The organism is Cutibacterium avidum ATCC 25577 (assembly GCF_000227295.1).
Taxonomy (GTDB): Bacteria; Actinomycetota; Actinomycetes; order Propionibacteriales; family Propionibacteriaceae; genus Cutibacterium; species Cutibacterium avidum.
This window is the reverse complement of the sequence record NZ_JH165054.1, coordinates 458,972-485,455: the sequence shown is the minus strand read 5'-3', so window position 1 is coordinate 485,455 and position 26,484 is coordinate 458,972. Positions and strand designations below refer to the sequence as shown.

Sequence of the window (26,484 nt, the reverse complement as noted above, 5' to 3'; positions counted from 1 at the left end):
GCAAAGGACTGATACACAATGGCCCGTTACACCGGCCCCCTCACCAAGAAGTCCCGTCGCCTCGGGACTGACCTTGTCGGCAACGACAAGTCCTTCGAGCGTCGTCCGTACCCTCCGGGTGTCCACGGTCGCGGTCGTACCAAGGACTCCGAGTACTCGCTGCAGCTGCGCGAGAAGCAGAAGGCTCGTTACGCCTACGGCGTCCTGGAGAAGCAGTTCCGTCGTTACTACGAGGAGGCGGATCGCGCCCAGGGTAAGACTGGTGACGTCCTGCTGCAGATCCTCGAGTCGCGTCTCGACAACGTCGTGTACCGCGCCGGACTTGCTGCCACCCGTCGTCAGGCTCGCCAGATGGTCAGCCACGGCCACTTCCTGGTCAACGGCAAGAAGGTCAACATTCCTTCCTACCGCGTGAGCACCCACGACATCATTGACGTTCGCGAGAAGTCCAAGGACCTCCACCCGATCGTCGTCGCCCGCGAGACCTTCGAGACCCGCGACGTTCCGGCCTGGCTGGAGGTGCGTCCGAACAAGGGGCGCATCCTGATCCACCAGCTGCCCACCCGTGAGCAGATCGTCGTCGACGTCAACGAGCAGGCCATCGTCGAGCTCTACTCCAAGTGATCCGAGGGGCCACCCCCCTGGATCCCCGAGTGAGCCAAGTCACTGCGTATTTTCACCGACTCGGTGGTTGCGCATTGCTCTGAGGCCACCTGGAAGCTGATGAGGGGCGACCCCCTTGCAGCCCAGCTTTCCCCGGGTCGACTTCGGTCGACCCGGGGATGCAACAACTGAATAACCTCGCGGCGGGGAGTTCCCGTCATCCTGTTCCCCTCTGCGCCTTCATATAGCGGTCGGCGCGAAAGGTAGAAAACATGCTCATCGCACAGCGTCCCACCCTCACCGAGGAGTCCATCTCCGAGTTCCGCTCGAAGTTCATCATCGAGCCCCTGGAGCCCGGCTTCGGCTACACCATCGGCAACTCGCTGCGTCGCACCCTGTTGTCGTCCATCCCGGGCGCCTCCGTGACGAGCATCAAGATCGAGGGAGTCCAGCACGAGTTCTCCACCATCGAGGGCTGTGTCGAGGACGTCACCGAGATCATCCTGAACCTCAAGGGCCTGGTCCTCTCCTCCGAGGAGGACGAGCCCGTCGCCATGTACCTGCGCAAGTCCGGCGCCGGCGAGATCACCGCTGCCGACATCAACCCGCCGGCCGGTGTGACCATCCACAACCCGGACCTGCACATCGCCACCCTCAACGACGATGGCCGCTTCGAGATGGAGCTCATCGTCGAGCGTGGACGCGGCTACGTGTCCAGCGCCCTCAACGACGACCCGAACTCCGAGATCGGTCGGATCGCCGTCGACTCCATCTACTCCCCGGTCCTCAAGGTCACCTACAAGGTCGAGGCCACCCGAGTCGAGCAGCGCACCGACTTCGACAAGCTCGTCGTCGACGTCGAGACCAAGCCGAGCATTCAGCCGCGCGACGCCGTCGCCTCTGCCGGTAAGACCCTTGTCGAGCTGTTCGGTCTGACGCGTGAGCTCAATGCCGACGCCGAGGGCATCGAGATCGGTGCCGGCCCGGTTGAGGAGGAGTACGCCGAGAGCCTCGGAACCCCGGTCGAGGAGCTCAACCTCACCGTCCGTTCCTACAACTGCCTCAAGCGCGAGGGCATCCACACCGTCGGAGAGCTCGTCTCCCGCTCCGAGCAGGATCTGCTCGCCATCCGCAACTTCGGATCCAAGTCCATCGACGAGGTCAAGGAGAAGCTGACCGAGCTCGGCCTGGCTCTCAAGGACTCCGTCCCGGGCTTTGATCCGCTCGCCGCCGCCGAGGCTTACGACGAGGCCAGTGACGACGATGATTACGCGGAGACCGAGCAGTACTGATTTATTGGTGCAAGGGGGGCGACCCCCTTGCATCCCCCGAGTGGCTCGACTCTGCCGGGTGATCGCGAGTTGGTTTGTGGTTGAGTAGTGGGTCGAGTCGCTGTGACAACCAAAGATTTCCTCTCTTCGGAGGGGAGGCCAGGGGGGTGGACCCTGGCCACACCCCCACCCGTCGCTTGACGGGGAAGGGGAGGGGAGGGCAACCGTCCTCCCTCAGCCGGATCGCGGCGGGTCCACCTGCCCGCCACACCGACACACGAGGAGAAAAAGAATGCCGAAGCCCACTAAGGGTCCCCGTCTTGGCGGGTCCCCGGCCCACGAGCGGATCATCTTGCGCAATCTGGCCAGCCAGCTCTTCGAGCACGGCCATGTCGTGACCACCGTCACCAAGGCCAAGCGCGTCCGCCCGCTCGCCGAGAAGCTCATCAACCGAGCCAAGACCGACACCGTCGCCAACCGTCGCATCGTCAACCGCACGATCACCGACCGCGGCGTCGTGCACATCCTCTTCACCGAGATCGGCCCCCTCATGGAAGGTCGCGACGGCGGTTACACCCGCATCACCCGCATCGGCAACCGCAAGGGCGACAACGCCCCCATGGCCGTCATCGAGGTCGTCACCGAGAAGGTGTCCTCCAAGGCTCCGGCCAGCGCTGCTGACGCCAAGGCGCAGATCAACACCGCTACCGAGGCGGCTGACGCCAAGGAGCCGGAGGTCAAGGAGGTCGCCCCCGAGAAGACCGAGGGTGACGCCGCCATCGAGCACAACACCCTGGCCGAGAACGCCGCTGCTGACGCCCCCGTGGCTGCCGAGCAGGACGCCGTTGAGGCCGAGGAGAAGACTCAGGCCTGATCCATCCTCCTTCAAACACCCGAGCGCCGGTCCCCCAGGGGCCGGCGCTCGTGGTTTCTGCGAACTCGACCCAACCCCGGACACCGTCATGCGTCATCACCACATAGGCTGGAGGAGTGACGACCCTCCGTATCGCTCAGCTCGCCAACTTCGTCGGCCCTGTTTCGGGTGGCATGAAGGTGGCCATCGACGCCCTCGGCAGGGGATACGTCGCTGCAGGGCACGAGCGTATCCTCGTCATTCCAGGACCGAGGGACCGCATCACGGAGTCGGAGTCCGGCATCACGGTCGAGATCGCGGCACCACGAGTTTCGGCCGGTTACCGCATGATCGCCACGCCTTGGCGTGCTCTCGACATCCTTGATCGCTTCCGGCCCACGTCCATCGAGTCCTCCGACAAGTGGACCCTCACCCCAGCTGCCGGCTGGGCGACTCGACGCGGCATCGGTTCGGTCCTGTTCAGCCACGAACGCCTCGACGACATGCTGACGATGTGGGTGCGTCGTCAGTTCGGCGTCGCCGCCGCTGTCGGCGCCCTGAATCGCCGTCTCTCCAAGTCCTTCGACGTGGTCGTCGTCACCTCGGACTACTCCGCGGGTGAGTTCGCCGACACTGGAGCTCGCCTCGTCAAGGTTCCTCTCGGTGTCGACCTTGAGACTTTCCATCCGGACAAGCGCGAGCCCGGGCTTCCCACCCCGCGCCCCGACGGGCTCCTCAGGCTGTGCTACGTCGGCCGGATGAGTCACGAGAAGAGCCCGCAGTTGGCCGTCGCTGCCGCCGTCGAATTGCATCGCCGCGGTGTCCCGCTGCGACTGGATATGTACGGTGTCGGTCCCGATGCTGACACCCTGAAGGAGCAGGCCGGCGACGCCCCGGTCTTCTTCAACGGTTTCGTGGAAGGGCGCGACGAAGTTGCCCGTCGTTTTGCGGCGGCAGACCTCTCCATGTCAGTGTGCCCGGCGGAGACCTTCGGGTTGGCATCCTTGGAAGCTCTCGCCTGCGGAACCCCGGTTGTCACCGCCAACCGAGGAGGCGCACACGAGATCGTCGATGCCACCAGCGGAGAGGCTGGCAGTCCCGACGCCGACGGTTTGGCGGATGCAACCGTGCGTCTGGCCGACCGACTAGGACCCGACCTGCGAGAGGCCGCTCGACGGCGAGCCGAGCAGTTCACCTGGGAAGCCAGTGTCGAGAAGATGCTGGCTGTTCATTCCGAGATTGCCGCACGTCCTGGTAGGAAGCCCTACTGGAAGCAGAAACTCAAGGACCGGCACGACGTCCTAAGCGGCGTCGACGACCCACTCGCCCCGCAGACAGACGACCAGCACGCCGACGACCATCAGGAGCGCAGATGAAGAAGATCCCACTCGTGCTGGCCGGTGTGGCAGCCATCGTCGTCCCGGTCGTCGTGGCGGCGCCGAAACCAGAACCAGCCCTGCCTGAGGGGCCCGGCGACGAACCACTGCGTACCTTTGACGACGTCGTCGCGGCCTGCCGAGCGACGGGCAAGACCGGCTGGGCCCTCGTCGATGAGGCCACCCAGCTCGTCCACCGGATGTACACCCATTACTCCTGCTGGCATCTGTGGCTCAGCCCGGAGGCATCTCTCGCGGCTGGTCACGGCCACTCGGGGCAGTACAACATCGTCCTCGGGCGAGTGCTCGAGGAACTCGGATTCCAGGTGAAGCCGGTCCATGCTGCACGCGTCCGGTTGGAGCACCACCCCTGGTACCACACCGGCCACAGCTGGCTGCGCGTCACGTACGAGGGCAAGGAGCTCGACGTCTGCGCATCACGTCCGGGCAACACAGCCGGAGACGTCGCCTTCGTCCCCATCACCGACGTATTGGACCGCACCAAGCTCAACAGCATCGACACCACCGTCGCCCTGGCGCCGATCACCGTCGTCAGTGTCTGGAAGTCCTGGCTGACGGGGTCGGGAATCCAGAGGTGGATATACCGGCCATTCGGGGTATCCGCCTGACCTGGCCGACCCGGGATCGGGCGAGATCCCAGGCCCCAAGTGCTCAGGTGTCCATGAGCTCGCCGGTGGACGTCCTGGTGAGGGAGCGGTTCATGGTCTCCGGGGCCATGAATTGGCCCGTCACCGCGCCAATGACACACAATCCTGCCGCAATGACCATGCACCACTTGATGCCGATCGTCCCCATGCCGATGGGCAGCAGGTAGGTGCCGAGGAAGGCGCCGATACGGCTCATCGCCGACCCGAGTCCGACGCCGCTGGAGCGAATGTCGGTGTCGAAGATCTCTGACGGGTACACGGCGGTGAGGATGTCACTGTAGGAGTTGACCAGGGCAAAGACCGCCAGACCGAGCACCAGCACCCACGACGGCGCGTTCGTCCACAGGCCGACGACCAGCAGGACCACCATTTGTACCCAGAACGGGCCAATGAGCATGCGGCGGCGACCGATCCGGTCGATGGCCAGCAGGCCGATGAGGGCACCGACCGCGCCGACGGTGTTCGAGAGGATCGTGCCGGTCGCCTGGGACTTCACATTGAGGGACTCCAGCACCTTCGGGGCGTAGGTGAAGATGGCGAAGTACGGGGTGACGATGCACGTCCAGAAGATGCAGACGAAGACGGTGCGTCGCAGCTGACCCTTGCGGAAGAGCTTGCGGTACCCGTCCTCGCCGATCGACTCCGCGGCGAACTCCTCGGCCTCGAAGAACTCCGGACCCATGTGTTTCTCGACGATCTCACGAGCCTCGGCCTCACGGCCGTGACGAAGCAGCCAGCGTGGGGATTCTGGCAGACCGATCCGCAGGCCCAACACGACGAGAGCAGGAATCGCCGAGGTCGCCAGGATCCACTTCCACGAGACCCCGAGCCACAACAGCGCGTAGCCCAGCAGAACAGCGATGAGGAAACCGATACGCCAACACAACTCAAGGAAGGCCAGCTTCGATCCACGCTCCCGGGCCGGGGCGAATTCCGACAGCATCGGGGCACCGATCGAGTATTCGGCGCCGATGGCCATGCCCAGCAGGAATCGGAGGATGGCCAGGGACACCCCGCCGGTGACGAAGGCCTGGGCGACACCAATGACGATGAAGGAAATGATGTCGACCATGAACATCTTCTGGCGGCCGAACTTGTCGGTGAGGTAGCCGAAGAGTGGAGCGCCGATGAAAATACCGAGCAGGCTTGCGGCGCCGACCAGACCTTCCATTGCGGGGGAGAGACCCAGGTCATGATTGATGTGCAGGATGACGACGCTGATGATACCGAGGTCGTGATGTCGAGTCCGCCTCCGAACGCCGTGGCAGCGGTGACATGGCGCAGGAAGCGTCTGGATTCCGGGGAGATGCGTGTTGACGCTATCTCAGTATTGGGCATCGAACTGGTGGGCAGCGTGTTGGCGGCCATCGTGGCAGCCCCTTCCGGTGGCGGACAATGCACTACGAGACGATACCGAGCGGATCTGTCGGTCAATCGACATGCCGTTTCGTGGCTGGTGGGCCGTTAGTTACGGTTTCGGCCCTGTTGAAATTTAGCCGTGGAGGGGGTCGCCTCGCCGAGATTCGTGAGTCCCGTGCACATATCGAAAAGTCTGAATGAGCCTGCCACTCCAGGTGGCAGCTCGTGTATGTGTTTTCGGGATTACCACCCGTTGGTGGGTCAGGGGTGGTGGGCGAGCACCCTCGAGCGACGAGATCATCGACGCACGGAGACGTCACCGACGCCTAGAGACGAAGAAAGAAGGGGACGAAAAAGGGCGGTGGCTCGGGCGCCATGCCCGGGCCACCGCCCTGTCCAGACCGCTGCCTACACGAGGCTCACCGCGTGGCCCTCGTGGGCCGACACGGTGGCGGCGTCGGCCAGTCGCAGGGCCGCGACGGCGTCCTCGATGCCGGGATTCGGCTTCTCACCCGTGGAGACGGCCTTGATGAATGCCGACAGCTCGCGGCTGTACGCGTCCGCGTAACGCTCGAGGAAGAAGTCGAGGTACGGCTGCTGGGCCGCGGTGACCTCGGAGTTGTTGAGACGTAGCGTGGTGGGGCGAACGTTGTCGATGCTCACCGAGCCGCTCGTGCCGTGGATCTCGAGGCGCTGGTCATAGCCCGGCGCGCATGCGCGGTCGTTGGTGATGGTGGCGATCGCGCCAGTCGAGGAACGCAGCACGATCACGGCGGCATCGAAGTCGCCGATAGCCTTGATGTCGGCGTTGAAGTTCTGGCCGAAGGCGCTCACCTCGACGACGTCTCCCAAGATGTGGCGGGCCATGTCGAAGTCGTGGATCGTCATGTCGCAGAAGATGCCGCCTGACCCTGTGAGGTACTGGGCCGGGGGAGCAGCGGGATCGCGGCTGATGATCGTGACCTGCTCGACCGTGCCGATCTTGCCGGACTTGGCGGCGTCCACCGCAGCGGCGAACGAGGGGTCGAAGCGGCGGTTGAAGCCGAACATAACCGGGGTGTTGATCTTGTCGAGTTCGGCCTGCACCTGGTCGACCTTGGCGACCTCGAGCGCGATCGGCTTCTCGCACAGGACGGCCTTGCCCGCCTTGGCGGCGGCGATGAGCTGGCCCAGGTGAAGGTCGGTGGGCGAGCCAATGATGACGGCGTCGACGTCGGGATCGGCGAAGACCTCGTCGGCGTCCTTGGTGAAGCGCGCGCCGTACTCTTTGGCCAGGTTCTCGGCAGCGTCGCCGAAGGGATCGCTGGCGAGGACGAGCTCGGCGTCGGGATGCGCCGCGACGGAGCGGGCGTGGACGTGACCGATGCGGCCGGCACCGATGACGGCAATCTTGAGCATCTTGGGTGGTTCCTTTTTATTCGTGGATGAAGAGTGCGTGATCCGCGTTCTCGGTTAGGCGACCCGCGGTGGGCCGCTCCCGACGGGCGGGTCGGAATGACGCGGATGGCTGATCAGACGGTTGGGGCACCATCGCGACGAAAGTGCCCCCAACCTGGGCGCTCGATCAGGGAGCAGGCGTGATGACGTCGCGGACCAGATTGTCCAGGTCGTTGTCGGCGTCGAGGAAGCCGCGGATCGTGCGGAGAGTGGCACCGAAGGTGTCGAACTCGTCGATGGTCATGCCGTCCGGCTCGTAGGCGCGGACGAACTCGGGGATTGACTGCAGCGTCTTCATGATCTTCGGATCGACGGGCTCGTCGATCTTGCTGACGGGCTTGTAACCCGAGTTGTTGATGCGCTGCTGCCACTTGAAGGGCGGCGAGACGACCATGTCGGCACCCTGCACCTCGGACCAATGCAGCACGTTGCGGAAGGCGGCCTGCAGCAGGCGGGCGCGCAGGCCGCGCTCCTGGAACTCGTGGTAGGCGCGCTTCAGGGCGGCGACTCCGGCCCATTCAAGATGACCCGGGTCGATGAACAACTGGTCCCGATCGGCGACGATCTTCAGCCAGTCGTCCAGTCGGCCGGCCATGAGGGTGACGACGGGGCCCATCGTCGAGACGTCCTTGCCCTCGGCCTCGCGGCGCTTCAGGCCACGCTCGATGGCCTCGGCGGCAGTGACGGCTTGCGGGACGGTGAACGACACGGTCACGTTCATCGAGACGCCGCGGTAGGTGGCCTCTTCGATGGCGGCGATGCCAGCCTTGGTGGCCGGAGCCTTGACGATGATGTTCGGGGCGAGTTCCGAGAACTCGACAGCCTGGTCGACGAGCGCCTGGGTGCTACGGATGAGGCGCGGGTCGGTCTGGATGCTCAGGCGACCGTTGCGGCCTTTGTGCTCCTCGAAGATCGGTTCGAGTTGCTTGGCGGCTTCGACCGACAACTTGCGGACGACGCGCCAGCCGATCTCAGACTCGCCGCAGTCGGGCATCTCCTCGGCCATTTCCTTGATGCGGACCGCCCAGCGGTCCTTCTTCTGCTTGATGCAGGTGTAGGCGATGGTCGGGTTACATGTGGCGCCGACGGCGCCGAAAGAGATGGACTGGCGAAGCTCGTCCGGGTCAGCCGAGTCGTTCCACAGCACGGTGGGAAACTGGCGAGTCGCGTCGAGCAGCGGCCCTGGTGTGTATTCGATGACCATGTGGCTCCTCCTGGAATAGTGGAGCGTCCGTCGGAGCCGTGCTCACCATGGCGCGGATTCAGCCGACGTCGCTGTCCGTTGTCACTACATTAGCGGATGAATCGCCATTTGTCATGACAATGATGGTGGGGCGCCGGGCCGATCCCGTCAAGGCGAGCAATCAGGGTGTGAACACGGTTGAGTCGAAGGTGTAGCGGTCGGCGCGGTAGGCGTGCTTGCCGTACTCGACCACCCGTCCTGTCTGGTCGATCGTCCACCGCTGCATGGTGAGCAGCGACGCACCGCGCTTCAGTCCGAGCAGATTCGCCTCCTCGGTCGTCGCATTCCGAGCGCCGATCGACTGCCGCGCCGAGTTCAGGTGGACGTTCCGCTCGCGCAGCGCCTCGTAAAGGCCGCCGGCCTCGAGTTCCTCGCGAGTGGGGGCCAGTTCATGTGGGATCAGGTTGGTCATGATGGCGATCGGCTCACCGTCGGCGAGGCGCAGCCGTCGGATGTATGTGACGGGAGTACCAGCCGCGTCGAGTCCCAGGTGCTCTGCGTCCTCGCGGGACGCTTCGAGTTCGCCGTAGTCGAGCACGGTGGTGGTGGCGCGGTGACCACCCTTCTCGATGTCGCCGAAGAGGCTCGTCAGTTCCATGGGGCGGTGGATGAGGGCCGGGGCGACGCGGGTCCCGATGCCGCGCCGACGGACCACGAGTCCCTGGTCGACCAGTCGGCGAAGCGCCTGTCGGGCCGTGGGTCGTGAGACCTGCAGACGCTTGGCCATCGTCACTTCGTCCTCGATGCGAGTGCCGGGGGCGAGCTCCTTGGAATAGATTAGTTTCGCGATGGGCGTCGCGATCTGTTCATACAGGGGGACGGCGCTCGATCGATCGAGCATGATCTCGGGGGCATAGACCTCGTCGTCCATTGGTTTCCTTCTCCCGTCATGTTCGTCGGCGCCGGTCGTCGCAGCGTTGTATCGGGGAAACTGTAGCCCCCTGTCGGGTGAGGATTCATCATTGGCCGTCGTGACGAGGGTAATTGGCGGCGCGGCGCGCAAGACGCGCATTTTGTTAAGACAATCCCTTGACGTCGCCGCATGGCCGTCGGTATTGTCTGGATAACGACACATCCGTCGATGGCCGACGGAACGAGCAAAGGGGCGGTGGGGTTGTCATCAATCAGTGATCTGGTGGACATCCGTTCGCATGAGCCGCAGCGGGTCCGCGAAGCCTTGGCGACTCGTCCTCGACGAGCGATGCCCACATCGGACGAGAAGCTCATGATCATCGCGTGCGACCACCCGGCACGCGGGGCGCTGGGAGCGGGCGCCGACGAATTGGCCATGGCCGATCGGGGCGAACTGTTGGCGCGATGCGTCGAGGCGCTGGGCCGTCCCGGCGTCACGGGGTTCCTTGGCACCGCCGACATGATCGAGGACCTGACGCTACTGGGTGCCCTTGACGGCAAGCTGGTATACGGGTCGATGAACCGCGGCGGGTTGCTGGGGGCCAAGTTCGAGATGGACGACCGCTTCACGGGCTACGACGCCCAAGGCATTGCCGACAGTGGCCTGGATGGCGGCAAGATACTGTTGCGCATCAACTACGACGATCCGGGCAGCGTCGCGACGTTGGAGGCCTGCGCCCACGCGGTCGACGAGTTGGCCGATCATCAGGTGATGGCCATGATCGAGCCCTTCATCTCGCAGTGGCAGGAGGGCCGCATCCGCAACGACCTCAGTCCCCAGGCCGTCATCAAGGCCATTGCGATAGCCTCGGGGCTGGGAAGAACGTCGGCGCACACGTGGCTCAAACTTCCGGCCGTCGACGACATGGAACGCGTGATGGCGTCGACGACGATGCCGGCCCTGATCCTCGGCGGTGAGGTGAACAAGGACGCCGATGCGGCCCTTGGTTCCTGGCAGCGTGCGCTGGCCATCCCCAATGTGCGAGGTCTGGTCATCGGAAGATCCCTACTTTTCCCGCCGTCCGGCGACGTGGCGGCGGTAGTTGATGAGGCGGTTGGCTTGCTGTGAACACGAATCCTGACATCTACGTCCCGGCCGGTGAGTCCGGTCACGACCAGTACGAGGTCGACATCACCCAGCAGCGTGCTGGGTGGACCTGGTCGAGCATCAAGGTCGTCAAACTCGACGCCGGCGGCGAGCTGAGCTACGACACCGGCGATGACGAGATTCTCGTCCTGCCGCTGAACGGCGGGTGCACCATCGAGGTCGACGGCCAGACTCGAGAGCTCGTGGGCCGTCCCAGCGTGTTCGAAGCGATCAGCGACTTCTGCTACATCCCGCGCCACACCACCGTGAAGATCTCCTCCGCAGAGGGCGGGCGTTTCGCGCTCCCCGGCGCCATCGCGGCGTCAGACCTGCCCGTCGCTTTCTACGGCACTGATCACGTCGACGTCAGTCTGCGCGGCACGGGCGACTGCTCGCGTCAGGTGAACAACTACGCGCTGAACAACGGCGTCTCCACCTCGCACCTGCTCGTCACGGAAGTCTTGACACCTGGCGGCAACTGGTCGAGCTATCCGCCTCACAAGCACGAGGAATACTCCGAGAATGAGCGCGAACTCGAGGAGATTTACTACTTCGAGGTGACCGACGGGGCCGGCGGACCCGGTTTCGCACTGCACCGCACCTACGGGACGCCGGAGCGTCCGATCGACCTGCTGGCCGAGGTGCGTAATGGTGACGTCGCGCTCGTCCCGCACGGTTGGCACGGCCCCTGCGTCGCGGCCCCGGGATACGACCTGTACTACCTCAACGTCATGGCCGGACCCGCCGAGGACCAGACCTGGAAGTCGGTGGACGACCCGCACCACGCATGGATCCGCGAAACCTGGGAGTCGCAAGAGGTTGACCCCCGGCTCCCCATGACCCACTGAACCATCAATCGAAAACCAGAGAGACATCCATGAGCAATGAGGCTTACCGTGGGACGGTCGAACTGACCGTCGCCCAGGCGACCATCCGGTTCCTGTCGAACCAATACTCCGAGCGCGACGGTGTCGAGCACCGCCTGATTCCGGGGGCGTTCGGCATCTTCGGCCACGGCAACGTCTGCGGCCTTGGCCAGGCGCTGCTGCAAAACGAGATCAATCCGGCCGAGGGCGAGAACGAAATGCCCTACATCATGCCCCGCAACGAGCAGGGACAGGTGCATGCAGCCGCGGCGTTCGCCAAGACAATGAATCGCATGTCGACGTACATGTGCACCGCCTCCATCGGTCCGGGCTCGCTCAACATGGTGACAGGTGCGGCGCTCGCGACCACCAACCGCGTGCCGGTCCTGCTGTTCCCCAGCGACATCTTTGCGAACCGCGTACCGGACCCGGTGCTGCAGCAGCTCGAGGATCCCCGGTCCCTCGATGTCTCGGTCAATGATTGCTTCCGCCCCGTGTCGCGGTTCTTTGATCGCATCAACCGTCCCGAGCAGCTCATCCCGTCGCTGCTCAACGCCATGCGTGTTCTGACTGATCCGGCCGAGACCGGTGCCGTGACGATCGCCATGCCGCAGGACGTGCAGGCTGAGGTGCACGCGTGGCCCGTCGAGTTCTTCGACAAGCGCGTCTGGCACGTGCGTCGCCCACCGGCCGAAAGGGCAGCGCTGGAGTGTGCGGCCGAGGCGATCCGGGCCTCCAAGCGCCCGCTGATCGTCTCGGGTGGTGGCACCATCTACTCCGAGGCCTCACAGCAGCTGCGTGACCTCGCCACAGCCACGGGAGTCCCGGTCTCGGACACCCAGGCCGGCAAGGGCGCCATCAACTTCGACCACGAATGCGCAGTTGGCGGGGTGGGGTCGACGGGCTGTGACGCCGCCAACCATCTGGCCGACGAGGCCGACCTGATCATCGGCGTCGGCACGCGGTACTCCGACTTCACGACGGCGTCCAAGACGCAGTTCAAGAACCCCGACGTCAAGTTCGTCAACATTAACGTGACCAGCTTCGACGCGGCCAAGCAGTCGGCGATCATGGTGGTCGCCGATGCCCGCGAGGCCCTCACTGACCTGACCGCCCTGCTCGACGGCTACCACGTGGACGCCGAGTACAGCGAGCGCATCAAGGCCGAGAAGGAGTCCTGGTCGGAGAAGACCCGCCAGTGTTACCACCTCGACCACGGACCGCTACCCGCGCAGACTGAGGTCTTCGGGGCCCTGAACGAGCTCATGGGGGACGAGGACATCGTCATCAACGCAGCCGGTTCTATGCCGGGTGACCTGCAGGCCTTGTGGCAGGCGAAGAATCCGATCCAGTATCACGTCGAGTACGCGTTCAGCTGCATGGGCTATGAGATTCCTGCTGCTCTCGGCGTGAAACTTGCCCGTCCCGAGTCCGAGGTCGTGGCGATCGTGGGCGACGGCACCTACCAGATGCTGCCGATGGAGTTGGCGACTGTGGCTCAGGAGGGCATCAAGGTCATCTACGTCTTGCTGCAGAACTACGGTTTCGCGTCGATCGGCGCACTGTCCGAGTCGCACGGTTCGCAGCGCTTTGGCACCACGTTCCGCCAGCGCGGCCAGGGCAGCCACCTCGAGGACGAGAAGACGATCCCCGGCGTCGACATCGCGGCCAACGCCCGTAGTCTGGGCATTGACGTGATCGAGGCACACGGCATGGACGAGTTCCGTCAAGCCTACGAGAAGGCGCATGCCTCAGACAGGGCCACGATGATCCACATCGAAACCGACCTGATGGGCCCGAACCCGCCCAACTCGAGTTGGTGGGACGTGGTCGTCGCCAGCACGTCGACGCTCGAAAGCACTCAGAAGGCACACGCCGAGTACGTCGAGGCGCGCAAGCCACAGCGGCACTACCTGTAGCAAGACAAGCCGGGGCGGGCCAGGACGGCCCACTGCGGCACGCGCGGCCGCGGAAGGCATACGGCCCGCAAGGATTGGAGAAGACACCGATGTCGTTCGACAACAAAGACAAGTCCGTCAACACTAAGAACCCGCGCTACTCCAAGCTCACCATTGGCGTGTGCCCTGACCAATGGGGCGTCTGGTTCCCCGATGATCCAAAACAGATCGATCCCGACGTCGCGATGAGCGAGATGGCCGAGGCCGGCTTTGAGGTGCTCGAGACCGGCCCATACGGCTATTTCCCGAAGGATCCCAAGGAGTTGCAGCGCTGGGTCGACGAGCGTGGCATGCGTGTCGTGGCCGGCACAGGCTGGGGCATCCTGCACAAAGAGGAGGCTTGGGCCGATACCGAGAAGACATTCCGCGCCATTGGTGAGACGCACGCCGCGCTCGGTGCCGAGTATATCGTCCACCTGCCGCCCCTCTACCGCGACGACAAGACTTGGGAGTTCACCGATGACCGCGTTCTGTCGCCCGATGCGTGGAACCTCTACGTCAACAACGCCAACCGGTTGGGCAAAATGATGAAGGAGGACTACGGCCTGACGATGGTCCTGCACCCGCACGGTGACTCGCACATCGAGACCCCCGATGAGATCGCGCGGATCTTCGACGCCACGGACCCCGAATACGTCTCGTTCTGCCTGGACACCGGCCATATCGTCTACGGAGGGGGAGACCCTGTCGAGTTGTGCCGCAAGTACCCTGAGCGTATCGGCTACGTCCACATCAAGGCGTTCGACGAGTCCCTCGTCGAGGAGGCACATGAGAAGGACTGGCCGTTCGGGGAGGCCGTGGCCAAGGGAGCGTCGGTCCGCCCACCGGCTGGTCTGCCGCCCATGGACACATTTATCGAGGCCCTCGCTGACCTCGATAAGCCTCTGTACGTGATCTGTGAGCAGGACATGTACCCGGTCGAGGACCATTCGTTCCCCAAACAGAACGCCATCAAGATGCGCGAGTATCTCGCATCCCTCGGCCTGGGGCAGGCCTGAGCACGGAAAGGACAGCGACATGACCGTTCGTATTGGACTAATTGGTGCAGGCGGCATGGGACGTGCGCACGTCGACCGCATCGCCAATGAGCTCCCGGGCGCCCAAGTGAGTGCCGTGGCCGATATCAATTTCGACGCTGCCAAGGCCGTTGCTGAGCCGCTCGGCGCCAAGGCCTATACCACCGGGAAAGAACTCATCGACGACCCTAACGTGGACGCTGTCCTCGTCGCGACCTTCGGAAAGGTGCATGAGGAATCCGTGATCCCTGCGGTGCAGGCCGGCAAGTACGTCCTTTGTGAGAAACCGCTGGCCACCACCGCCGAAGGCTGCCTGCGGATCATGGACGCCGAGCAGGCGGCGGGCAGGAAGCTCGTCACCGTCGGCTTCATGCGCCGCTTCGACAAGGGCTACAACAAGATGAAGGAGTTGCTTGTCGGTGGCGAGCTCGGCTACGCCACGCTGGTCCACAACCGGCACCGTAACCCCTCGGTGCCCAAGACCTACACCTCGCGCATGGCCATTGACGACACGGCGATCCATGAGATCGACACGATGCGGTGGCTGTTGGATGAGGAGATCGTCGAGACGCGCGTCGACCGTCCGCGTTTCACCTCGAAGCGCTTTGAGCACCTCAACGATCCCATTGTGGTCGTCATGCGCACGGAGTCGGGGGTCCTCATCGACGATGAGGTCAACGTCAATATCGGGTTCGGCTACTCGATCGAGTGCGAACTTGTGATGGAGACCGGCACGGCTCGTCTCGGCGATCAGGAGAAGATCCACGTGCGCGACCAGTTCGGCAACCGCAACGCCATTTGTGGTTCGCATATCGACCGCTTCCACGACGCTTTCAACCAAGAGGTCCAAGAGTGGATCCACGCGGTTGCCAGGGGCGAGCACACCGGTGCGAGCAGCTGGGATGGCTATGCCGCCGCATGCGTGATTGATGCCGCAGTGGCATCGCTCGAGGACCCTAGCGGACCGAAGGTCGAGGTTGCCATGATCGACAAGCCCGGGTTCTACGCCTAATCACTCCTGTTCCGGGTTGGCGTCCGGTGGGGCGCCAACCCGGAAGCGGGGCGGATCGTCCACCCTAACAGCCCGTCCAGTACTCCATAGTCGACGAGAAGAGAACCACGATGGTCGACATAGCCCTCGATCCGAACATGTACTACATGACCATGTCCACGCCAGACTGCCTACGCAAGGCGGCTGACCTGGGCTTCAAGCACGTGGAACTATCGCCCCGCGCGGACTTCCATTTTTGGCACCACTATCCGAAGGCAGATGACGCCTACATCGCTGAACTCAACAAGGCATCCAAGGAGACCGGCGTGACTATTCGCACGCTTAATCCAGTTTTCAACTGGTCATCGGTCAATGAGGCCGAGCGTAACGCGCAGGTGCGCAACTGGACGCGTCTGCTCGAGATTGCGGACGCACTCGACGTCCGGGAGATCACGTCCGAGTTCTCGGGAGACCCGAACACGCCCCGCGAGTGCGAGGCCCAGTGGTACCGCTCGGTCCAGGAGCTGGCGCCGACGTTTGAGAAATACCAGATCCGCCTGAACATGGAAGCGCATCCCTACGACTTTGTCGAGCTGCACGATGCTGCGTACAACATCGTTCGTGGGGTGAACGTCGACTGGATCGGCTACGAGTTCTGCTGCCCTCACGTGTTCCACCTGTCTGACGGTAAGGGCGACGCCGCGCGCATGATCCGCGACAGTGCTCCCAAACTCCGCGAGGTGCACATGGCCGACGCCTTCAACCACCTTGCCAACGACGGCAACCGGTACATCATCAACCCGCCTGGTGCAGACGTGCGCGTCCACCAGCATAACGAGCTGGGTATGGGCGAGGTCCCCTGGGAAGACGTGTTCCAGACCCTGCGTGACATCGAGTTCGATGGAGTCGTCTCGGTGTGCGTCTTCGGGTGGCATGAGAAAGCCGACGGGGCAAACGCGCGGATGCTCGAGCGCATTACCAAGGAGCTGGTCAAGTAGACCGTCGGGCCACCGCGCCCACCCCCCGACAGCGGGGCCATTCACGTCGGCCACCGGACGCATCAGCGCGCCCTTTTGTGGCCGTGCACGAACCGTCAAGCGCATCAAGGAGTGATTGCCGTGACTAGCACATCCATCAACGAGACCAGGGCAGCGGACACCGCCATCCCGGTGACTATGCGGGCTGCTGTGCTCCGCGAGCCCGGCAGGGGTCTGCAGGTCGAAACCATTAAGACACCCCGACCCCGGGCCGAGGAGGTGCTGATCAAGGTCACCGCATGTGGTCTGTGTCACTCGGACCTACACGTGATTGGCGGCGCCATCGCTTTCCCCACGCCCTGCGTGCTCGGCCACGAGGTCGCTGGCACCATCGTTGAGCTCGGTGAGGGTCTGCAGGCGACCCATTTGGCTGTCGGACAGCGCGTCGCAGGTGCCTTCCTCATGCCGTGCGGACGCTGCGATCACTGTGCCAGGGGCGAGGATGAACTCTGTGAGCCCTTCTTTGAGATGAACCGCATTAACGGCGTCCTGTACGACGGCGAGACTCGGCTGGCCGACCTCGACGGCAGCCCCATCTACATGTACTCGATGGGAGGACTTGCCGAGTACGCCGTTGTTCCCGCCACCGCAGTGACCCCCCTGTCGGCCGACGTGGACGGTATCGCCTCGGCCATCCTCGGCTGCGCAGCAATGACCGCCTACGGCGCGGTACGTCGCTCCGGGCTGCGCCACGGCGAATCGGTCGCCGTGGTGGCGGTTGGGGGAGTGGGCAGCAATATCTGCCAGATTGCCTCGGCGATGGGCGCCCGTCAGGTCATTGCCATCGACGTCAGTGACGAAAAGCTCGCCTCGCTCGACAGGTTCGGCGCCACGGCGACAGTGAACTCAATGACATCGGACGCCCGCGAGAGAGTTCTCGAGCTCACCGATGGGCGGGGCGTGGACGTGGCCTTCGAAGCCCTGGGTATCGGTGCCACGTGGAAGACCGCCCTGGACGTGCTCGCCGATGGCGGACGCATGGTTCCGATCGGGCTGGGGGCAGGCGTCAAGACCGCCGAGGTCGAAATCAACCGGGCGGTGCGGCGCAGCCAGAGCATTCTCGGCAGCTACGGTGCCCGGACGCGCGTCGATCTGCCGGCCGTCGTCGACATGGCCGCCCATGACGAGATCAACTACCGCGACCTCGTCACCCGTCGGTTCAGCCTGGAGCAGGCAAACGAGGGCTACTCACTGCTCGCCGAGGGGAAGATCCTTGGTCGCGCCGTCGTTGACATGAGCGCCTGAGCCTTCAAACGTGCTCCCGTGTCGTCCTGTCGCACGACCATGCGACAGGACGCGGGGGCCAACATGATCGAAATGGTCGGCATCGGGCGTTCTCTGCGGCGATCTCGCCGACGGGCGCCGAGCCGGTGGCCAGGGAGGGGTTTCGAGGCGATTGCAGCCGTGCTTTCGCCATCGAACACAACTCGTGTAATATGTCCGTACAAATCACTGTTGACGTGGGATCAATGAACCTTCGTGATTGATACGGGGCCCCAGAGTCGGGGCGTTCGCATTCAGAAAGAGAGACAAAGATGTCGGCAGAATCAGCGCAGGAGAAGATCAAGAAGATCGACCTGCCACCGCTGGCCGCGGGACCCCACCAGCGTCGTCTCGACCTGATCGCCGTGGTGGCGACATTCGGCGGCCTTCTCTTCGGCTATGACACGGGCGTCATCAATGGCGCTCTGGAGCCGATGAAGGCCGACCTCGGCCTCACGCCCGAGTCCGAGGGCATGGTCACCTCGAGCCTCCTGATCGGTGCCGCGATTGGCGGTCTCATGTCCGGCATCCTGAACGAGAAGATGGGGCGCAAGAAGACGATGACGATGATCTCGATCATCTTCTTCCTCGGTGCGTTGGGCTGTGTGCTCACCCCCGACCTCGGCTTCCTGCTGGTGAGTCGCTTTGTGCTGGGCTTCGGCGTCGGTGCCGCGTCCGCGACTGTCCCGGTCTATCTGGCCGAGCTGGCCCCGACCGAGCGTCGAGGTGCCCTCAGCGGACGCAACGAGCTCGCCATCGTCGTTGGCCAGTTCCTCGCCTTCCTCATCAACGCGATCATCGCGAACGCCTGGGGTCATCACCAGAGCGTCTGGCGCTACATGCTTGCCATCTGCTTGATCCCTGCCATCGCGCTCTTCATTGGCATGTTCAAGATGCCCGAGTCGCCTCGCTGGCTCATCAAACATGGCTATCGTGACGAGGCGCTGCGTGTCCTCATGTTGATCCGCAGCGAGGACCGCGCTGTCGCAGAGATGGCTGAGGTTGAGATCCTCGCCGACGAGGAGTCGCGCCAGAACAGCCGAGGCTGGTCTGATCTCAAGATCCCGTGGATCCGTCGTCTGGTCGTCATCGGCTGCCTCTTGGCCGCTGCCCAGCAGGTCACCGGCATCAACTCCGTTATGTACTACGGCACTCAGTTGCTGACCGAGGCTGGCTTCTCGGCCGACTCGGCCATCGTTGCCAACGTCGCCAACGGCGTCCTCTCGGTTGCCGGTACCGCGCTGTGCCTGTTCTTCCTCATCGACCGCTACTCGCGTCGCAAGATGATTATCTTCGGCTTCTGCATGACGACGATCCTCCACGTTCTCATCACGCTGACTGCCACCATCCTGTCTGCCAGCTCGCTGCGCGCCTGGCTCATTCTGATCCTCTGTGTGAGCTTCGTGTTCTTCATGCAGGCCTTCCTTAACGCCCCTGTGTGGGTCGCGCTCTCGGAACTCTTCCCGCTGCGAGTGCGTGGCCTGGCCATGGGCTTGGCGACGCTGTGCATGTGGCTGACTAACGCCATCCTAACCTTCTCGTTCCCGGTCATCACCGCGAAGGTGGGTCTGCAAGGCATGTTCGGTCTCTTCGCAGTGCTGAATCTCGTTGTCATCGCCTTCCTCGTGAAGTTCCTTCCCAATACCTCGGGCTCGTCGCTCGAGGAGTTGGAGGCCCGCTTCCAAGCTGGCGAGAAGATCTGAGCAATACATCCGTAGCCGCATCGATGATGGGCGGTCGCTCATCCCACCGCCGACGGGCGCGACGGGGGAAGGTTGAAAACACCAGAAGGGAGAACCCGCACGGGCTCTCCCTTCTGGTGTCGAGGTCTGGTCTGGCATTGAGCGGTGGCCAGTGTCCCCCCGGTAGGTGCCTTACAGGCAGTTGCGGAACGCGGCGAACGGCCCGGCGATGCCGGCGCCGACCAACGCCAGGGCCGCCATGGCTGCGAGGCCCACGCTCGGGATGACGAGCATCGCGAGCCCCAATACGGCGGCGACGGCCAGCATTGTGATGGTGAAGTTGAGGGCGCCACGGGCGGTAGTCGCCGGTGTGGTGCCGTGGGGCTGTCCGGCGACAGGGGCGAAGTCTTCCTGCGAGAGTGAATCGTTCGAGGTCGTCTGGGTGTGGGGGTCGATCAAGGTGGCAGACATGGGTTTCCTTCCCTGATGTCCGCAGGTGCAGCCGATGGCCGCTCCCACACGGCCATCGTGTCTCTAGCTGATCCAGCTGCTCCTGATTGGCAGCTGTGTCGTTTCAGTACTTTATCCTTACATTTACCATCATAGATGGGCGTTGGCGTCGCCTCAAATAATGGCGCCGCAAGGCTTGCCGGCCCGCCTAGGGGGCGCGGACTGGGGCGATGGGGATTGCCTGCGGTAGGCGAGTTGGTGATCACGGTGGCCGGTTGTGGCGACGCATCGGCGATGATATTGTCAAGACAAAGCTATGACGCAGACGTCGTGAGCTGAGCGACTTTCAATGAAGAAGGACGGTTCGTGGGCCACCAGGTCCCAACCGGCAACCAGGAAGGGAAACGAGCCGATGACCAACACGATCATGCACTGGGTGGGTGGCGAGTCCTACGAGGGAACGCCCGCCAAGCGCATCCCCGTCGAGAACCCTGCAACGGGCAAGGTCGAGAGCGAGCTCCTGGCCGCCAGTCAGGCTGATCTCGACCATGCCGTCGAGGTGGCCCGCGAGGCCCAGAAGGAGTGGGCCAAGTTCTCACTCGCCAAGCGCACCGCCATCATGTTCAAGATGCGCGAACTGGTGCTCGCCCATCAGGACGAGATCGCCAAGAGCATCGTCGCCGAGCACGGCAAGGACTTCAACGACGCGATCGGTGAGATCCAGCGCGGACGCGAGACCCTCGACTTCGCCTGCGGCATCAACACTGCACTCAAGGGCCAGATCTCCACCGACGTCTCGAGCGGCGTTGACATCCACACCATGCGCCAGCCACTCGGCGTCGTCGCGGGTATCTGCCCCTTCAACTTCCCGGTCATGGTGCCCATGTGGATGCACCCCATCGCGATTGCCACCGGCAATGCGTTCATCCTCAAGTCGGCCAGCCCGACGCCGACCGCCTCAATCATCATCGCCCGCCTTTACAAGGAGGCCGGCCTGCCGGATGGCGTCTTCAACGTCCTCGGCGGCAACCGCGACCTCGTGAGCGGCATCCTGGAGCACCCCGGTATCGACGGCATCAGCTTCGTCGGCTCCACCCCGGTCGCCCGCGTCGTCCAGGAGGGCGCGACCCGCACCGGCAAGCGAGTCCAGGCCCTCGGTGGGGCGAATAACCACGCCATCGTCATGCCCGACGCCGACCTCGACTTCGCATCCCAGCACATCGCTGCGGCCGCCTTCGGTGCCGCCGGTGAGCGCTGCATGGCTCTGCCTGTCGTCGTTGCCGTGGGCGGCGTCGGCCCGAAGCTCGCCGAGCTGGTCAAGGCTCGTGGCGAGAAAATCAAGGTCGGCATGGGCCTCGACGAGGGTGTCGAGATGGGTCCCGTGATCTCCAAGAGTGCTCAGCAGCGCATCTTCAGCCTGGTCGACGACGTCGAGAAGCGCGGCGCGAAGGTCGTCCTCGATGGCCGCAACTACAAGGTGGACGGCTACGAGGACGGCTTCTGGGTTGGCCCGACCGTCGTCGACGACGTGCCCCTCGACTCCGACTTCTACAAGGAGGAGATCTTCGGCCCGGCACTGGCCATCGTCCACGCCGACACCTACGAGGAGGCCATCGAGATCGTGAACTCGTCGCCCTTCGGCAACGGCGCCGCGATCTTCACCAACGACGGCGGCATGGCCCGTCGCTTCACGATCGACGTCGAGGCAGGCATGGTCGGCGTCAACGTCCCGATTCCGACGCCCGTCGCGTACTACTCGTTCGGTGGCTGGAAGGGCTCGCTGCTTGGCGACCTCCACATCCACGGTCCGGAAGGCGTCCTGTTCAACACCCGCGCCAAGGCGATCACCACCCGCTGGCCGTCCGAGTCGGGCGCCTACGCGGCGTCGATGTCGTTCAAGCGCGAGGAGTGACCCACTGACGGCCCCAGGGTCGTCACGCGTCCGTTCGCCATCAACGTGGCGGTCCGTGAGCCCGGTTTCGAGGGAGCCGGGCCCTCGACCGCCTGTGACGCGGCTCATTCGTCGCGCCGATCAAAAGACCACCAGACTCCACGGAGGTCGGAGTCACGAAGTACCCGTTACATCAAGGGAGAAAACAATGAAGATTGCAGGAGCCCCCATCAGTTGGGGCGTATGTGAGGTCCCGAACTGGGGCTACCAGATGAGCCCCGAGCGCGTGCTCACCGAGATGAAGCAGATCGGTCTGACCGCCACCGAGTTCGGCCCCCAGGGCTGGCTGCCCGTCGACGCCGCCGAGCGCGCGCAGGTCGTCGGCAAGTACGGGCTCAAGCCTGTTGGCGCCTTCTTCCTCGCGGTCATGCACGACCCGGACTTCGACCCGATCCCCATGGTCAACAAGGAGCTCGACGCGTTCGAGGCTGCCGGGGGAGAGTTCCTCATCCTGGCCGCCGACTCTGGCCGGGAAGGCTACGACGCCCGCCCCGTCCTGGACGAGAAGGGTTGGGAGACGCTCTTCAACAACCTGACCCGCATTCGTGAGGTTTGCCAGAAGCGCGGTGTGACTGCCTGTCTGCACCCGCACTGGGGCACCATGGTGCAGAACGCGGACGAGATTGAGCGCGTGCTCGATAACTCGACCGTGGGTCTTTGCCTCGACACGGGCCATATCGCGTGCGGTGGCGCCGATGTCGTCGAACTGGTCAAGACGTACGCCGACCGCGTCGACATTGTCCATGCCAAGGACATCCGCAAGGAACTGACCGACAAGCTGCTACCGGGCGAGATCACTTGGAGCGAGGGCATCAAGGCTGGAATGTTCACCCCGATCGGCCAGGGCGACATCGACTTCGCCACGATCGTCAAGACCCTGAATGAGGCCGGCTTCGACGGTTACTACGTCCTCGAGCAGGACATCATGATTGACGAGGAGCCTCCGGCTGGTGGTGGCCCCGTCGACAACGCCAAGGCGTCCCTCGAGGCGCTCTCGGCGCTGGCCTGACATACGTCGGCCTGGCATCCATACGAGCCGCCGATCGGTCCGGGGTCCGCCCGGCCGGTCGGCGGTTCGTCATGCCCTGCGCCTGCGGGCCTTCATGGGCGTCGCGTGCGCCATGGTGTCAGCGCTTGATGGTGGTGTTGGCGGGCAACTTCTGCTCGAGGGTGCCGGTGTGCCCTGCCTTGACGACCTGGTCAATCTCGTCGGGGGTAGGCATGGCCGTCGAGCACTCGAGTCGGGACGCCACGATCGCGCCGGCCGCGCTCGCGCGCCGGATCATCTCGTCCAGCGACAGACCGCGCAACAGACCGTCGACGATGGAACCGCCGAAAGCGTCGCCCGCGCCCAGGCCGTTCACGGTTTCGGCCTTGGTCGGCGGAACCTCGACGCGCTCGTCCTTGGTCTTGGCCAGGGTGCCTTTGGGGCCCTGCTTGACGATGGCGACCTCGACACCGCGCTCAAGCAGGGCGTCGGCGGCGCGCTCGGGCTCACGCTCACCGACGGCGACCTCGCACTCCTCGCGGTTGCCGACGGCCACGGTGGTGTACTTGAGGGCCTCGGCGTAGCGCTCGCTGGCGATGTGGCGCTCGCGCCAGAACATGTCGCGCCAGTCGAGGTCGAACACCGTGTGGTCCTTTCGCCCGCGGTTCTCGAGGCATACGGCGTGCGTCCAGTAGCTTGGTTCCTGCGACAGGCCGGTGCCGGTGAACCAGAAGATCTTTGAGTCGACGATGTCGCGCATCGGGACGTCATAGGGGCGCAACTGGAGGTCGGGAGCTGTGGGGCGCCGGTAGAAGTAGAGCGGGAAATCGTCCGGCGGGAAGATCTCGCAGAAGGTGATCGGGGTCTGTAGTTGGTCGGTGGTCTCGACGTACCGGTCGCTGACGCCGAGCCGTTGCATCTCGGCGCGCAGCCAGCGTCCGAAGGGGTCGTCGCCGACGGCCGTGACGGTGGCCACAGAACCGTGTCCGAGACGTGCCGCTGCGGCGGCGACGTTGGTGGCGCTGCCGCCCAGAAATTTGCCGAATGAGGTGACTTCCTCCAGTCCCACGCCGGTCTGGAGGGGGTAAAGGTCGACGCCAATTCGTCCCATCGTGATGACCTCAGGCGTGATCGTCGTGTCAGTCATTGCAGGTGTCCTCCGTTAGCTTCATCGCCGGCATTTGGCTTCAGTATATGTCATGACAAATAGGGGCGAGGTCTGGGTGAACGTGTTGTGTGGACGGCCAGCCACCGTATGCGATGAGCTAAAGGTTAGCCGACCTCGTCGACTCGGACAGGGCGGTGCTCGTCACGCGACTTGTTGCAGGACAGCGCGATCTTCAGGGCAGCCATGGCGTCGTCGACGGTGCAGGCGCCCGGCTTGCCGACCATGGGGTTGCGCAGGAAGTGGTCGAGCTCGCGCTCGTAGCACGGCAGGAAGCGCTCGATGAAGTCGTACCACGGCTCCTCGGGCGGGAACGCAACGTTGGCCTCGACGGAGCGGAACGGAACCTTGTTGTCGAGGCCAACGTTGGCCGAACCCTCGGTGCCCATGAGGTCGAGGCGAACCTCGTGGCCTTGACCGTTGTAACGCGACGAGTGGAGGCTGCCGACGGTGCCGTCAGCCAGCGTCAGCGTGACGATCGAGTCGGAGTAGTCGTTGCTCTCGGCAAATGCCTTCGAGCCTCGGGTCGAACCGGTGGCGTACACCTCGACGACCTCCTGGCCAGTCAGCCAGCGGATGATGTCGAAGTCGTGTGAGTTGCAGTCGACGAAGATGCCGCCCGAGCCAGGGATGAACTCATCTGCCGGGGGAAACTGGTCACAGGTCATGCCATGGAAACGACGCAGCTCGCCGAGCTCGCCGTCTTCTAACAGCTTCTTGGCGCGGTTGTAACCGACATCGAAGCGACGCTGAAAGCCGATGGCGTGGGGCAGTTTCGCTTGGTTGATGGCGTCGGCGGCGATACGCCCCTGATCGAGGTCGAGGGCAATGGGCTTCTCGCAGTAGGTGGGGATGCCGATTTTGCACGCCTTGATGAGGAGATCGGCGTGAGTGGCGGTGCCGGTGGCGATGATCAGACCCTGCAGGCCCAGCGGGTTGGACGGGTCGGTGACCTCGTCGACAGGGGCAGTCCTGACGCCCAGGTCGTCGGCGGCGCTGCGGGCCCGTTCCTCGAATGCGTCCGCGAGGATGAGCTCACCCACGAGCGGGTGCTTGGCCAGCAGGCGGGCATGCATGACGCCAATGCGCCCGACCCCGAGCAGGGCAATGCGGTAGGGATGGACATCTTTGTCCATGGCTACTCCTTTTGTTGTGACATTTAGATGTAATGACGCTAGGTGTGGGGCCGGGAAATGTCAACGGATCGCGACGCTCCCGGCGCCCTGGCCGCACAGTTGAGTCCCGCTGAGAGAGGAGTGGAGAACTTCGTAGCGGTTGAGGATCACTTCTCGGCGTACGCGACTTCTTGGACGCCGACCCGGGGCTCAAGTCGGTCTTCGCCTTGCAGGAATTCGTAAGTCCCGTGCACATATCGAAAAGTCTGAATGAGCCTGCCACTCCAGGTGGCAGCTCGTGTATGTGTTTTCGGGATTACCACCCGTTGGTGGGTCAGGGGTGGTGGGCAAGCCGATCAGGGCAACGGCTCCTCGGGGGAGTGCGGCCCCAGACACACAACGAGGGGCTCGTCATGAAGACGAGCCCCTCGTGGGTTCAGACGGCGTCTCAGATGAGGCCAGGGGTCTGGGAACGGGCGCGATCGAAGCGAGCCTGGGCGTCGGCCCAGTTCACGACGTTCCACCAAGCGCTGATGTAGTCGGCCTTAACGTTCTGGTACTGCAGGTAGTAGGCGTGCTCCCACATGTCGAGCTGCACGACCGGGATCTGTCCGGACGGCAGGTTGCCCTGCTGGTCGAACAGCTGCATGGTGTTGAGGCGCTGGCCCAGGACATCCCAGACGAGCATGCCCCAGCCGGAGCCCTGAACGCCCTTGGCGGCCTCCTCGAACTGCTTCTTGAAGCCGTCGAAGGATCCGAAGAACTCGTCAATGGCGGCGGCGAGCTCGGTGTCCTCGGGACGGCCGCCGCCGTTGGGGGACATGTTCTTCCAGAAGACGGAGTGGTTGATGTGTCCACCGAGGTTGAAGGCCAGGTCCTTCTCGAGCTTGTTGATGGCTCCGAAGTCGCCCTTCTCGCGGGCCTCGGCCAGCTTCTCCAGGGCGGTGTTGGCACCCTGCACGTAGGTGTTGTGGTGCTTGTCGTGGTGGAGCTCCATGATCTTGCCCGAGATGTGGGGCTCCAGTGCGCCGTAGTCGTAGTCGAGATCGGGAAGGGTGTAAACAGCCATTCTTCCTCCTGTGGAACGAGATGCGCCATGGCTTCCGTCATGACGTGGCCCTTGGCGGGGCCGCTTGTTCGGTACAACACCGGAACTGTCTCCATCATTCCCACAACTGCGAGATTTTCACGAA

At 64.0% G+C, this 26,484-nt stretch carries 22 protein-coding genes and 1 pseudogene; 15 read left to right on the top strand and 8 right to left on the bottom strand.

Going from position 1 to position 26,484, the window contains the following annotated elements; all coding sequences use genetic code 11:
- Nucleotides 1-18 precede the first annotated feature (18 nt).
- The 5 genes from rpsD to HMPREF9153_RS02125 all read left to right on the top strand — a co-directional run bounded on the left by rpsD (nucleotide 19) and on the right by HMPREF9153_RS02125 (nucleotide 4,732).
- A complete protein-coding gene (gene rpsD, locus HMPREF9153_RS02145) occupies nucleotides 19-624 on the top strand; it encodes a 30S ribosomal protein S4 (protein WP_004809010.1) in 606 nt (201 codons plus the stop codon).
- 251 nt (nucleotides 625-875) lie between these two features.
- Nucleotides 876-1,895, top strand: coding sequence for a DNA-directed RNA polymerase subunit alpha (locus HMPREF9153_RS02140; protein WP_004809008.1), 1,020 nt, complete (start codon nucleotides 876-878; stop codon nucleotides 1,893-1,895).
- 271 nt (nucleotides 1,896-2,166) lie between these two features.
- Nucleotides 2,167-2,748: a 50S ribosomal protein L17 gene (gene rplQ / locus HMPREF9153_RS02135; RefSeq protein ID WP_004809007.1), complete on the top strand. Its 582-nt coding sequence runs from the start codon at nucleotides 2,167-2,169 to the stop codon at nucleotides 2,746-2,748.
- Nucleotides 2,749-2,864: 116 nt separating this feature from the next.
- Nucleotides 2,865-4,103 carry a glycosyltransferase gene (locus HMPREF9153_RS02130; protein WP_004809006.1) on the top strand — a complete coding sequence of 413 codons (1,239 nt, stop codon included), beginning with the start codon at nucleotides 2,865-2,867 and terminating at the stop codon, nucleotides 4,101-4,103.
- Entirely contained in the window at nucleotides 4,100-4,732 is a 633-nt protein-coding gene (locus HMPREF9153_RS02125) for a hypothetical protein (RefSeq protein WP_004809005.1), read from the top strand. The genes HMPREF9153_RS02130 and HMPREF9153_RS02125 overlap by 4 nt, the downstream gene beginning before the upstream one ends.
- A 43-nt stretch (nucleotides 4,733-4,775) precedes the next feature.
- On the opposite strand, the pseudogene HMPREF9153_RS02120 reads toward HMPREF9153_RS02125, so the two are convergent.
- The 4 genes and pseudogenes from HMPREF9153_RS02120 to HMPREF9153_RS02100 form a co-directional block, all read right to left on the bottom strand.
- Nucleotides 4,776-6,139, bottom strand: a pseudogene (locus HMPREF9153_RS02120) (MFS transporter).
- A 399-nt stretch (nucleotides 6,140-6,538) separates the two neighbouring features.
- Nucleotides 6,539-7,528, bottom strand: coding sequence for an inositol 2-dehydrogenase (gene iolG, locus HMPREF9153_RS02110; protein ID WP_004809002.1), 990 nt, complete (start codon nucleotides 7,526-7,528; stop codon nucleotides 6,539-6,541).
- 166 nt (nucleotides 7,529-7,694) lie between these two features.
- Nucleotides 7,695-8,771: a transaldolase family protein gene (locus tag HMPREF9153_RS02105; protein ID WP_004809001.1), complete on the bottom strand. Its 1,077-nt coding sequence runs from the start codon at nucleotides 8,769-8,771 to the stop codon at nucleotides 7,695-7,697.
- A gap of 160 nt (nucleotides 8,772-8,931) precedes the next feature.
- Nucleotides 8,932-9,681 carry a GntR family transcriptional regulator gene (locus HMPREF9153_RS02100; protein ID WP_036979556.1) on the bottom strand — a complete coding sequence of 250 codons (750 nt, stop codon included), beginning with the start codon at nucleotides 9,679-9,681 and terminating at the stop codon, nucleotides 8,932-8,934.
- Nucleotides 9,682-9,891: 210 nt separating this feature from the next.
- Here HMPREF9153_RS02100 and HMPREF9153_RS02095 point away from each other — a divergent pair, with 210 nt between their 5' ends.
- The 8 genes from HMPREF9153_RS02095 (at nucleotide 9,892) to HMPREF9153_RS02060 (ending at nucleotide 19,643) form a co-directional block, all read left to right on the top strand.
- Nucleotides 9,892-10,791: a Cgl0159 family (beta/alpha)8-fold protein gene (locus HMPREF9153_RS02095; RefSeq protein ID WP_171023526.1), complete on the top strand. Its 900-nt coding sequence runs from the start codon at nucleotides 9,892-9,894 to the stop codon at nucleotides 10,789-10,791.
- On the top strand, nucleotides 10,788-11,657 hold the full coding sequence (gene iolB / locus HMPREF9153_RS02090) for a 5-deoxy-glucuronate isomerase (protein WP_004808998.1): 870 nt from the start codon (nucleotides 10,788-10,790) through the stop codon (nucleotides 11,655-11,657). Before HMPREF9153_RS02095 ends, iolB begins: the two co-directional genes overlap by 4 nt.
- A 29-nt stretch (nucleotides 11,658-11,686) precedes the next feature.
- On the top strand, nucleotides 11,687-13,594 hold the full coding sequence (gene iolD / locus HMPREF9153_RS02085) for a 3D-(3,5/4)-trihydroxycyclohexane-1,2-dione acylhydrolase (decyclizing) (RefSeq protein ID WP_004808997.1): 1,908 nt from the start codon (nucleotides 11,687-11,689) through the stop codon (nucleotides 13,592-13,594).
- Nucleotides 13,595-13,683: 89 nt separating this feature from the next.
- Complete coding sequence (locus HMPREF9153_RS02080) at nucleotides 13,684-14,631, top strand: TIM barrel protein (protein ID WP_004808996.1); 948 nt, start codon at nucleotides 13,684-13,686, stop codon at nucleotides 14,629-14,631.
- Between the two features lie 19 nt (nucleotides 14,632-14,650).
- Nucleotides 14,651-15,661, top strand: a complete 1,011-nt coding sequence (locus tag HMPREF9153_RS02075) for a Gfo/Idh/MocA family protein (protein WP_004808995.1) — start codon at nucleotides 14,651-14,653, stop codon at nucleotides 15,659-15,661.
- A 110-nt stretch (nucleotides 15,662-15,771) separates the two neighbouring features.
- Nucleotides 15,772-16,638, top strand: a complete 867-nt coding sequence (locus tag HMPREF9153_RS02070) for a sugar phosphate isomerase/epimerase family protein (RefSeq protein ID WP_004808994.1) — start codon at nucleotides 15,772-15,774, stop codon at nucleotides 16,636-16,638.
- Nucleotides 16,639-16,758: 120 nt separating this feature from the next.
- The gene (locus HMPREF9153_RS02065) at nucleotides 16,759-17,922 is read left to right on the top strand and encodes a zinc-binding dehydrogenase (protein WP_238993136.1); all 1,164 of its coding nucleotides are present in this window, start codon (nucleotides 16,759-16,761) and stop codon (nucleotides 17,920-17,922) included.
- Nucleotides 17,923-18,212: 290 nt separating this feature from the next.
- The gene (locus HMPREF9153_RS02060; RefSeq protein ID WP_004808992.1) at nucleotides 18,213-19,643 is read left to right on the top strand and encodes a sugar porter family MFS transporter; all 1,431 of its coding nucleotides are present in this window, start codon (nucleotides 18,213-18,215) and stop codon (nucleotides 19,641-19,643) included.
- A gap of 171 nt (nucleotides 19,644-19,814) precedes the next feature.
- On the opposite strand, the gene HMPREF9153_RS02055 is transcribed toward HMPREF9153_RS02060, so the two are convergent.
- A complete protein-coding gene (locus tag HMPREF9153_RS02055) occupies nucleotides 19,815-20,093 on the bottom strand; it encodes a hypothetical protein (protein ID WP_004808991.1) in 279 nt (92 codons plus the stop codon).
- A gap of 391 nt (nucleotides 20,094-20,484) precedes the next feature.
- Between HMPREF9153_RS02055 and HMPREF9153_RS02050 the strand changes: the two genes are divergently transcribed.
- Nucleotides 20,485-21,984 carry a CoA-acylating methylmalonate-semialdehyde dehydrogenase gene (locus tag HMPREF9153_RS02050; protein WP_036979939.1) on the top strand — a complete coding sequence of 500 codons (1,500 nt, stop codon included), beginning with the start codon at nucleotides 20,485-20,487 and terminating at the stop codon, nucleotides 21,982-21,984.
- Between the two features lie 187 nt (nucleotides 21,985-22,171).
- Nucleotides 22,172-23,032 (top strand): sugar phosphate isomerase/epimerase family protein, encoded by an 861-nt coding sequence (locus HMPREF9153_RS02045; RefSeq protein ID WP_004808989.1) that lies wholly within the window; start codon nucleotides 22,172-22,174, stop codon nucleotides 23,030-23,032.
- A gap of 118 nt (nucleotides 23,033-23,150) precedes the next feature.
- On the opposite strand, the gene iolC is transcribed toward HMPREF9153_RS02045, so the two are convergent.
- From iolC to HMPREF9153_RS02030, 3 genes are all read right to left on the bottom strand, one after another.
- Nucleotides 23,151-24,158, bottom strand: coding sequence for a 5-dehydro-2-deoxygluconokinase (gene iolC, locus HMPREF9153_RS02040; protein ID WP_004808988.1), 1,008 nt, complete (start codon nucleotides 24,156-24,158; stop codon nucleotides 23,151-23,153).
- Nucleotides 24,159-24,283: 125 nt separating this feature from the next.
- Nucleotides 24,284-25,312 (bottom strand): Gfo/Idh/MocA family protein, encoded by a 1,029-nt coding sequence (locus HMPREF9153_RS02035; RefSeq protein ID WP_004808987.1) that lies wholly within the window; start codon nucleotides 25,310-25,312, stop codon nucleotides 24,284-24,286.
- A 427-nt stretch (nucleotides 25,313-25,739) separates the two neighbouring features.
- Nucleotides 25,740-26,360, bottom strand: coding sequence for a superoxide dismutase (locus tag HMPREF9153_RS02030; RefSeq protein WP_004808986.1), 621 nt, complete (start codon nucleotides 26,358-26,360; stop codon nucleotides 25,740-25,742).
- Nucleotides 26,361-26,484 lie beyond the last annotated feature (124 nt).